The following is a 9,425-nucleotide window of genomic DNA, read 5'->3' as shown; positions in this document are numbered from 1 at the left end:
GTCTCCTGTGAGTGGAGATCTTAGGTGTGCTATTCCTATCAACAGTCCTGCCGGACGGGCCGCCTCAATCGCCGGCGGGGCTTGAACAACAACCCCCGCCGGCGATTGAGGCGATCTTTCGAGCCCGGCGGCGATTGAGCAGCACAATCAAGCCCCGCCGGCGTTTGAGGCGCGGGGTCCGGGGCGGAGCCCCGAATCTTTTGGGCCCGGCGGCCGCAACCCACCCACCCGTAGACCCGCGGAGCGCAACGCGGCCCGCCGACGGGGGAAGTTCGGCGGGCCGCGGTCGTACCGGATTGGCTCAGTGGACGGAGTGCTCCTCCTGAGGGAACGTTCCGCCGATGACGTCCTCCGCAAACGCCTTCGCCGCGTCGGACATCACGCCCCGCAGATCCGCGTACTGCTTCACGAACCGCGGCATCTTCCCGCCGGTGAGGCCCAGCGCATCCGTCCAGACCAGAACCTGCGCGTCCGTACCGGCCCCCGCCCCGATGCCGACCGTCGGGATGTGCAGGACCCGCGTCACCTCGGCCGCCAGCTCCGCCGGAACCAGCTCCAGGACCACCGCGAACGCCCCCGCGTCCTGCACGGCCTTGGCATCGCGCAGCAACTGCTGCGCCGCCTCCTCGCCGCGCCCCTGAACCCGGTAGCCCTGGGTGTTGACCGACTGGGGGGTCAGGCCGATGTGGGCCATGACCGGGATCCCGGCGTCGACAAGCAGCTTGATCTGCTCGTGCGAGCGTTCGCCGCCCTCCAGCTTGACGGCGCCCACCCCCGCTTCCTTCACCAGCCGCATCGCCGTACGGAGCGCCTGCGTCGGCCCTTCCTGGTAGGACCCGAAGGGCAGATCGCCAACGATCATGGCGCGGGACGTGCCGCGTACCACCGCCGCCGACAGCATCACCATCTGGTCCACCGTCACCGGCACCGTGGTGTCGTACCCGAGGTGGCAGTTGCCCGCGGAGTCGCCGACCAGCATCACGGGGATGCCCGCCTCGTCGAAGACCGACGCCGTCATCGCGTCGTACGCGGTGAGCATGGGCCACTTCTCGGCCCGCTCCTTGGCGAGTCCGATGTCCCGCGCCGTGACGCGGCGCGTGCCCTTGCCCCCGTAGAGGGCGTTGCTCTGGGGTTGCTTCTGGGCAGCCGAAAGCTCTGTGGGTTGCGTCATCGCAACGGCTCCTTCGTGTCGTCTCGAGGCGCCCTGACGGCGTCCCCGGATCGCCTCCATGGTGGCACCGCGTGCCGCTCCCGCGCCAGGCCCCCGCGCTCCGGTAAAGCCTCGGCAAGGCTTTCCGCGAGACTTCCGATACGAGACGGTCCCGTATCGAAATGGGTCTAGGGTCGCTCCCATGACCACTCCTGTTCCCGAGTCAGTGCACCGCCGTCGCTGGGTGATCCTCGGCGTGCTCATGCTGAGCCTGCTGATCGTCGTCCTCGACAACTCGATCCTGAACGTCGCGATCAAGACGATCTCGACCCCCGAGCCCATCGGTATCGGCGCCTCGCAGAGCGAGCTCGAGTGGGCCATCAACGCGTACACGCTCGTCTTCGCGGGCCTGCTGTTCACGGCCGGACTGCTCGGCGACCGCATCGGGCGCAAGAAGGTCCTCATCGGCGGCCTCGTCGTCTTCGGGATCGGCTCCGCGCTCGCCGCGGAGTCCGGTACGCCGGTCCAACTCATCGCGTTCCGCGCGGTGATGGGCCTCGGCTCCGCCTTCGTCATGCCGGCCACGCTCGCCGTCCTGATGAACGTCTTCGAGCGGGACGAGCAGCCGAAGGCCATCGGTATCTGGGCCGGCGGCGTGGGGCTCGCCATCGCGATCGGGCCGATCACCGGCGGACTCCTCCTCGACCACTTCTGGTGGGGCTCGGTCTTCCTCGTGAACGTGCCGATCGTGATCATCGCCGTGGTGCTGATGCTCATCCTCGTACCGGACTCCAAGGACCCGAAGCCCGGCCGGATCGACCTCGTCGGCGTCGCGCTGTCCGTCGTCGGTCTCGTGCTGCTCGTCTACGGGATCATCAAGGGCGGCGACGAGGGCGACTTCACCAGCCCCCAGGTGCTCGCCACCATCGCCGCGGGCCTCGTCGTCCTGGTCGCCTTCGTGCTGTACGAGAAGCGCAGCGACCACCCGTCGTTCGACATCAACTACTTCAAGGACAAGGTGTTCTCGGCCGCCATGGCCGGCATCGCGCTCGTCTTCTTCGCGATGATGGGCGTCACGTTCTTCGCGTCCTTCTACATCCAGAGCGTGCGCGGCTACTCGCCGTTGCAGACCGGCGCGTTCCTGCTGCCGCTCGCCGCCGCCCAGCTGATCTTCGCGCCGCGCGCCCGGCTCGTCGTCGACCGGCTCGGCGTCCGCGTCACCACGACCGGGGGTCTGGTGCTGCTCGCGGCCATGCTCGCCGCGTTCACCCTGCTCGACCAGGACAGCCCGATGTGGGTCATGGAGATCATCTTCTTCTTCATGGGCACGGGCATGGCCCACGTCATGACGCCGACCAGCGTCGTGATCATGCAGTCGCTGCCGCGCGAGAAGGCGGGTTCGGCCTCCGCGCTGAGCAATACGTTCCGCCAGGTCGGCGGCGCGCTCGGGATCGCCGTGCTCGGCTCGGTGCTGTCCACGGCGTACAAGAACGGGATCGAGGACAAGCTGATCCCGCTGCCCGCCGGTCTGCGCGACGCCGCGGGCGCGTCCATCGAGGCCACGCTCGGCGTCGCGCAGAAGCTGGGGCCGCGCGGCGAGGCCCTGGCCGGGGCGGCGAACGACTCCTTCGTGCACGCCATGCACATCACCGCGCTGTGCGGCGCGGGCGTCGCCGTGCTCAGCGCCGTCCTCACCGGTCTGTTCCTGCCGCGCAAGCCCAAGGGCCCGCCGGCCGAGCACAGCGGTGAGCAGCCGGAGAAGGTCGGCGCGGGCCACTGACCCGCCACTGACCTGCTGGTTGAGACAATGCGCCGGGGCCTGCCACAGCGGCCGGGCCCGGGGCGCGGCGAAAGGCGGAGCGCGGTGGACGCGGGCACGGAACGGGCCGAGGGGCAGGCGCGGCGGCGAAGGATTCCCGGGTCCCCGGCGCCGTCCGCGCCCGCGCGCGGGCGTCCGCGCAGCGAGGCCGTCGAGCAGGCGATCATCGAGGGCGTCATCGAACTCCTCGAACAGGGTGTGCCGCTCACCGAGTTGTCCATCGAGCGGATCGCCCGCACCGCGGGTGTGGGCAAGGCCACCATCTACCGGCGCTGGAGCGGCAAGGAGGCGCTCTTCGTCGACGTCGTCGCCTCCATCGAGGAACCGGCCTCGGAACTGCCCGGCATCTCGATGCGCGACGATCTCGTCCGGCTCCTGGAGCACATGCGCAGGCGCGGCCTCAGCATGCGCACTTCCGCCCTGCTGCACAACGTCCTCGCGCAGATGAAGACCCTGCCCAGGCTCTGGGACGCGTACCAGGAGCTCGTCGTGGACCCGCGGCGGCGGACGACGCACGACGTGGTGCGGCGCGGGGTCGCGGACGGGGAGCTGCCGCCCGGTACGGATGTCGAGTTCGCGGCGGACCTGTTCACCGGGCCGATGCTGTTGCGCACGGTCATGCGCTCCGACGCGCCCCTGGCGGAGGACCTCGCGGAACGCATCGTCGACACGGTCCTGGCGGGGCTGCGGGCCGCTCGTTAAGCCCCTGCGGCGATTGAGCAGGCGGCTCCCGGGCCGAACCCCGGGGCTCCGCCCCGGACCCCGCTGCTCAATCGCCGCAGGAGCTTAAAAGATCTGCTCAATCGCCCCAGGGGCTTGAAGGGCAGGGGCTTAAGAGTGGGAACCCAGGGCCCCACCGCGTACGTCCACAGTGGACAGAAAGCCGCTGCTCATCGCCTAGGGTTTGGGGCGAGGGCAGCGGGCACGGCAGGCAGTGAGGCGACGACGGCATGGCGCAGACGTACAAGGGCGGCGAGGGCAGCGGACCCGGAGCCGCCGGACCGGGAGCCGGACTCCCACGTCAGGGCGGCCGCCCCCTGGCCGACCGCGGCTACTGGGTGCGCGGCATCGTCCTCGCGGTGCTCGCGATCCTGCTCGCGCTCGTCATGGTGCTGCACGCGCAGATCCCCAACACCGTCGGCAACCTCGGTTCCCTGACCGAGACGTTCCTGCCCTGGCTGGGCGTCTTCATTCCGGTGCTGCTCGTCCTGGGCCTCGTACGGAAGTCGGCGACCGCGGTGATCGCGGTGCTGGCCCCGGCGATCGTCTGGTTCAACCTGTTCGGCGGGCTGCTCACCGACAAGACGGGCAGCGGCGGCGACCTGACCGTCGTCACGCACAACGTCAACGCGGAGAACGCCGACCCGGTCGGCACCGCGAAGGACGTCGCCGCGTCCGGCGCGCAGGTCATCGCCCTGGAGGAGGTGACGGCGCAGGCGCTGCCGACGTACCGGGAGACGCTCGGGAAGGCCTACCCGTACCACGCGGTCAAGGGCACCGTCGGGCTGTGGAGCAAGTACCCGCTCGCCGGCACCCAGTCCGTCGACATCAAGCTGGGCTGGACGCGGGCGCTGCGCACGACCGTCGCGACGCCGCAGGGCAAGGTCGCGGTGTACGTCGCCCACCTGCCGTCGGTGCGCGTGAAGCTCGACTCCGGGTTCACCGCCAGCCAGCGCGACCGGAGCGCGGACGCGCTCGGCGAGGCGATCACCGACGAGCCGCTGGGCAAGGTCGTCCTCCTCGGCGACCTGAACGGCACCATGAACGACCGCGCCCTGCACGGCGTCACCGCCCAGATGCGCTCCACGCAGGGCGCGGCGGGCAGCGGCTTCGGGTTCAGCTGGCCGGCCGCGTTCCCGATGGCGCGCATCGACCAGATCATGGTCAAGGGTGTGGAACCGGTCACGTCGTGGACGTTGCCGAGGACCGGGAGCGACCATCTGCCGATCGCGGCGAAGGTCGACGTGTGACGGCAGACGGTCCACCACTCGTCACGGCGTCTTAACCTCACGGAACGATCGCGGAATAGTCGGCGGGCGAGACTTTGTTCCGCACGTAAACTTACGTAGGCCACACTCACGCCGTCGCTACCCGAAAGTTCCTTCATGCCCCTCGCCCTGCTCGCGCTCGCCGCGGGTGCCTTCGGCATCGGCACGACCGAGTTCGTCATCATGGGCCTGCTGCCCAACGTCGCCGACGACCTGCACATATCGATCCCGGACGCCGGACACCTCGTCTCCGCGTACGCGCTCGGCGTGGTCATCGGCGCGCCGCTGCTCGCCGCGGTCACCGCGCGGATGCCGCGCCGCCGTGTCCTCGTTGGCCTGATGGCGCTGTTCGTCGTCGGCAACGCGGTCTCGGCGGCGGCCCCCGACTACCACTCGCTCATGCTCGCCCGCTTCGTCAGCGGACTGCCGCACGGGGCGTTCTTCGGTGTCGGCGCGGTGGTGGCGACGTCCCTCGTCGCGCCAGAACGCAAGGCCCGCTCGGTCTCGCTCATGTTCCTCGGCCTGACCATCGCCAACGTCGTCGGCGTGCCCGCCGCGACGGCGATGGGGCAGCAGCTCGGCTGGCGCGCCACGTTCCTCGCGGTCAGCGCGATCGGGCTCGTCGCGATCGCGGCGCTCCTTGCGCTGGTCCCCGCGGACCACGGGCACGCTGCGGCCGCCGCCGGTCTGCGCGGCGAGCTGCGCGCCCTGAAGTCCCTCCCGGTCTGGCTCGCGCTCGGCACGACGGTCGCCGGCTTCGGTGCGCTCTTCGCGGCGTACAGCTACGTCACGCCGATGCTCACGGACGCGGCGGGCTTCGCGGACGCGTCCGTCACCCTCCTCCTCGCCCTCTTCGGCGTCGGCGCCACCATCGGCAACCTCATGGGCGGCCGCCTCGCGGACCACTCCCTGCGTCGCACACTCTTCGGCGGCCTGCTGTCGCTGGTCGTGGTCCTGTCCCTCTTCCCGCTCCTGATGCGTACGGAGTGGAGTGCGGCGCTCGCGGTCTTCCTCCTCGGCATGGCGGCGTTCACGACGGGCTCCCCGCTCCAGCTGATCGTGATGGAGAAGGCCTCCGCGGCCCCCTCCCTCGCCTCGTCCGCGAACCAGGCGGCCTTCAACCTGGCCAACGCCGGCGGCGCCTGGATCGGCGGCCTCGCGCTCGCCGCGGGCTTCGGGGCGACGTCCCCGGCGCTCACCGGCGCGGCCCTCGCCGTACTCGGAGTGGGCGTCGCGTCGGTCGCGTACGCGGTGGACCGGGGTCGGGGTGCGGCGACACCGGGGCGGTTGGTGGCCTCGCATGTTCCGGAGCCGGCGGAGTCCTCCGTACGACACTGAGGCGTACGCAACTGAGGGCGCGGCCGCGCTTCGGGGGTGCGCCCCTGTGGGCTTCCGCGCGCTGGTCCGGATGCGTGACGGTTCAGCCTGGGTACCGTTGTACTGAGTGACCGTCTAGACAGACAGGACAGAGGGGGCGGCGATGCGCTGGCAGGTTCAGGAAGCGAAGCAGAAGTTCAGCGAAGTGCTCCGGCATGCCATTGCCGACGGTCCGCAGATCGTCACCCGGCATGGGGAGGAGTTCGCGGTCGTGCTGGACATAAGGGAGTACCGGAAGCTCAAGGGGGAGGAGCAGGACTTCAAGGAGTACCTGTTGCGGGGACCCGAGTCCGAGGAGTTCGCCGAGATCATGGAAGGGATCGTGGGCAGCCGGGACTTCCCGGGTGCCCCGGTCTGGGGGGACGACGAGTGACGACCTATCTGCTCGACACGAACACGGTCTCGGAACTGCGCAGACCCCGCCCCTCCCCCCAGGCGATCGCCTGGTACGAAGCGCAGCGCTCGGACGACCTCTTCACCAGCGTGGTGGCTGTCGGTGAAATGCGGCGTGGGGTGGAGCTGATGCGCCGTCGGGATCTCGCCCAGGCCGAGGCGCTGGACGTCTGGCTGAGCGGTGTACTGCGCGGGTTCGGCGAGCGGGTGCTGCCCGTGACCGGGGAGATCGCGGAGGTGTGGGGCCGTTTCCAAGGGGAGCGCGGACCGCTGGCGGTCGCCGACTGCTACCTGGCGGCCACGGCGCGGGTGCACGGCATGACGCTCGCCACGCGCAACGTCAAGGACATGGCCCGCACCGGCGTCGACATCGTCAACCCCTTTGAGTGCGAAGGAGATTGAGCCCGGCCCTGTGGGGGTGCCGCACCCTGGCACCCCCACAGGCGGTGGTCAGCCCCGGTACCCCAGCACCGTCATCATCCCCGCCTCCGAGTGGTACACGTTGTGGCAGTGGACCATCCACAGGCCGGGGTTGTCCGCGTCGAAGTCGGCCGTCACCGTGGCGTTCGGGAGGACGATCGCGGTGTCCTTGCGGGGGCCGCCCGCCGCGTTCGCCAGGGAGAACGTGTGGCCGTGCAGGTGGACCGGGTGCCACATCGACGTCGAGTTGGCGAAGACCAGGCGGACCCGTTCACCCGCCCGCACCGGGTAACGCTGATCCGCGTCGTACGGCTTCTTGTTGAACGCCCAGTCGTACTTGGCCATCCCGCCGGTCAGCTGGAGCTTGATGGTGCGATCCGGCTTACGGGACTCCAGCGCGACCGAGTCGTCCGCGCGGAGCTTGTCCGCCGTCAGCAGGCGGCCGTCCAACTCCTTGGGGCGGGCCGAAGCGGCCGGCGTCGCACCCGAACCCGTACGCAGCACCGCCATCCCCGACGCCTTCTTGCCCTCCGCCAGAGCCGTCAGCGGGAACACCCCGTCGCCCGCCGTGACCAGCACGTCGTACCGCTCGCCCATCCCGAGCAGCAGCGAGTCCGTCTTCGCGTGCCGCACCGGGAACCCGTCCGTGTGCGTCACCGTCATCTCGTGGCCGCCGAGCGCGACGCGGAACGCCGTGTCGCCGCCCGCGTTGATGAACCGGATCCGGACGCGGTCGCCGGGGTGGGCTTCGAAGGACGAAGGGGCTCCCGGCGTACGGCCGTTGACGAGGTAGTGCGGGTACTTCACGTCACCCGCGTCGCCGCCGAGCAGCTCGCTCTTCGCGCCCATCATCATGCGGGAGGGGCTGTCCGCGGAGGGGGAGGACGTCTCCCCGGAGTCCATCGACATCGACATGCCGTGCGCGCCGTGGTCCATGCCCCCGTTCTCCATGCCTCCGCCCCCGTGGTCCATCCCCTTGCGGAGCTCCTTGAGTACCGCGTCCGGCGTCGAGCCGGCCACCCCGTCGACCCAGTCGTCGAGGACGACCACCCACTCCTTGTCGTAGGAGAGCGGCTCCTTCGGGTCCTCCACGATCAGCGGCGCGTACAGGCCGCGGTCCTGCTGGGTGCCCGAGTGCGGGTGGAACCAGTACGTGCCCGGGTGCGCGACCTTGAAGCGGTACGTGAAGTCGGCGCCCGGCGCGACGGACTTCTGGGTCAGGTCCGGTACGCCGTCCATGTCGTTGCGCAGCGCGATGCCGTGCCAGTGCATCGACGTGGGTTCGGGGAGGTGGTTGGCGAGGGTGAGGTCGAGCGTGTCGCCGGCCGTGACCCTGACCTCCTTGCCGGGCAGATCGCCGCCGTACGACCAGGACTTGACGGTGCGTTCGCCCAGGTCGAGCGGGGTCGCGGCGGCCGTGAGCCGGACCTCGCGGACCCGGCCGCCGGCGCCGCGCCTCTTCTCGGCGGCGGCGACCTCCTTGCCGGCCGGGTCGACGTAGCCGCGCGGTGCGGCGGCGTCGTTCGTTCCGGTCGTCCCGGAGGAGCAGGCCGCCAGCGTTCCCGTGCCGGCCACGGCGATCGCCGCGCCGAGCAGGGTGCGTCGAGTAGGGGTGCGCGGAGTTTCCTTGCGCATGCGTGTGTACCTCGCTGTCGATGAAGCTGCGATGAGGGTGAATTCAGGCGTGCGAAATCGCGCGCAGGCCTAAATGCGCAGTACCGACAGTCGAGAGAGGAGTCTTCGGGGCGGGGGAGGGTTCGGGCGCTGGGCGAAGGCGAGGCCGCGGGCGTGCGGCCTCGGCGCCACCGCCGTGAGCAACGGGCGCAGCACCGCCGCCGTCAGCAACAGCAGCGTGAGCGAACCGAGCACCGCGAGGCACACGTTCAGCGGGTCCATGCCGCCGTGGCCGGGGGAGTCGGGGGCGTGCTCGTGCACGGCGGGCGCGTGGTGGGGCGCCGCGTGCGCCGACGCGGCGGGCATGGGCATGGACATGGACATGGACATGGACGTGGACACGGACATGGGCGCCGCGTCCGCCGTGTGACCTGACGTGTGATCCGCCGCGTGCCCCGTCGGATGGCCCAACGTATGCATCCCGACGACCCCGAGGAGCAGCGCCGCGAACAGCAGCATCCGCTGCCACCGCCCGGTGCCGCTTCGCGTCCTCGCCATGCCCGCACCCTACCCCCACCCGGTATCCGGTGAGGCGCGGCCTCCCTGCGGTCTCCCTATGGAGTCCTGAGCCCCGGCGGCGGGTGAGCGCCCACCCGCCGCCGGG

At 70.6% G+C, this 9,425-nt stretch carries 9 protein-coding genes; 6 read left to right on the top strand and 3 right to left on the bottom strand.

The features are described from left to right. Window positions 1-301: 301 nt before the first annotated feature. Window positions 302-1,171 (bottom strand): 3-methyl-2-oxobutanoate hydroxymethyltransferase, encoded by an 870-nt coding sequence (gene panB, locus ACWD2L_RS39425; RefSeq protein ID WP_351346023.1) that lies wholly within the window; start codon window positions 1,169-1,171, stop codon window positions 302-304. 181 nt (window positions 1,172-1,352) lie between these two features. On the opposite strand from panB, the gene ACWD2L_RS39420 reads away from it, so the two are divergent. The 6 genes from ACWD2L_RS39420 to ACWD2L_RS39395 all read left to right on the top strand — a co-directional run bounded on the left by ACWD2L_RS39420 (window position 1,353) and on the right by ACWD2L_RS39395 (window position 7,129). Further along, complete coding sequence (locus tag ACWD2L_RS39420) at window positions 1,353-2,930, top strand: MFS transporter (RefSeq protein ID WP_351346020.1); 1,578 nt, start codon at window positions 1,353-1,355, stop codon at window positions 2,928-2,930. Window positions 2,931-3,014: 84 nt separating this feature from the next. Continuing rightward, a complete protein-coding gene (locus ACWD2L_RS39415; protein WP_451193614.1) occupies window positions 3,015-3,671 on the top strand; it encodes a TetR/AcrR family transcriptional regulator in 657 nt (218 codons plus the stop codon). A 248-nt stretch (window positions 3,672-3,919) separates the two neighbouring features. Beyond that, complete coding sequence (locus ACWD2L_RS39410) at window positions 3,920-4,939, top strand: endonuclease/exonuclease/phosphatase family protein (RefSeq protein WP_351343237.1); 1,020 nt, start codon at window positions 3,920-3,922, stop codon at window positions 4,937-4,939. A 135-nt stretch (window positions 4,940-5,074) separates the two neighbouring features. After that, the gene (locus ACWD2L_RS39405) at window positions 5,075-6,295 is read left to right on the top strand and encodes an MFS transporter (protein ID WP_351343239.1); all 1,221 of its coding nucleotides are present in this window, start codon (window positions 5,075-5,077) and stop codon (window positions 6,293-6,295) included. Between the two features lie 142 nt (window positions 6,296-6,437). Then, window positions 6,438-6,707: a type II toxin-antitoxin system Phd/YefM family antitoxin gene (locus tag ACWD2L_RS39400; RefSeq protein WP_351343241.1), complete on the top strand. Its 270-nt coding sequence runs from the start codon at window positions 6,438-6,440 to the stop codon at window positions 6,705-6,707. After that, window positions 6,704-7,129: a type II toxin-antitoxin system VapC family toxin gene (locus tag ACWD2L_RS39395; protein ID WP_351343243.1), complete on the top strand. Its 426-nt coding sequence runs from the start codon at window positions 6,704-6,706 to the stop codon at window positions 7,127-7,129. The genes ACWD2L_RS39400 and ACWD2L_RS39395 overlap by 4 nt, the downstream gene beginning before the upstream one ends. A gap of 48 nt (window positions 7,130-7,177) precedes the next feature. On the opposite strand, the gene ACWD2L_RS39390 is transcribed toward ACWD2L_RS39395, so the two are convergent. Both ACWD2L_RS39390 and ACWD2L_RS39385 read right to left on the bottom strand, forming a co-directional pair. Continuing rightward, a complete protein-coding gene (locus ACWD2L_RS39390) occupies window positions 7,178-8,782 on the bottom strand; it encodes a multicopper oxidase family protein (protein ID WP_351343245.1) in 1,605 nt (534 codons plus the stop codon). A gap of 69 nt (window positions 8,783-8,851) precedes the next feature. Then, window positions 8,852-9,319 (bottom strand): DUF6153 family protein, encoded by a 468-nt coding sequence (locus ACWD2L_RS39385; RefSeq protein ID WP_351343247.1) that lies wholly within the window; start codon window positions 9,317-9,319, stop codon window positions 8,852-8,854. Between the last annotated feature and the right edge of the window lie 106 nt (window positions 9,320-9,425).

The organism is Streptomyces sp. NPDC002754 (assembly GCF_053592315.1).
The sequence above is the reverse complement of the archived record's forward strand: the minus strand, read 5'-3'. Positions and strand labels throughout refer to the sequence as shown.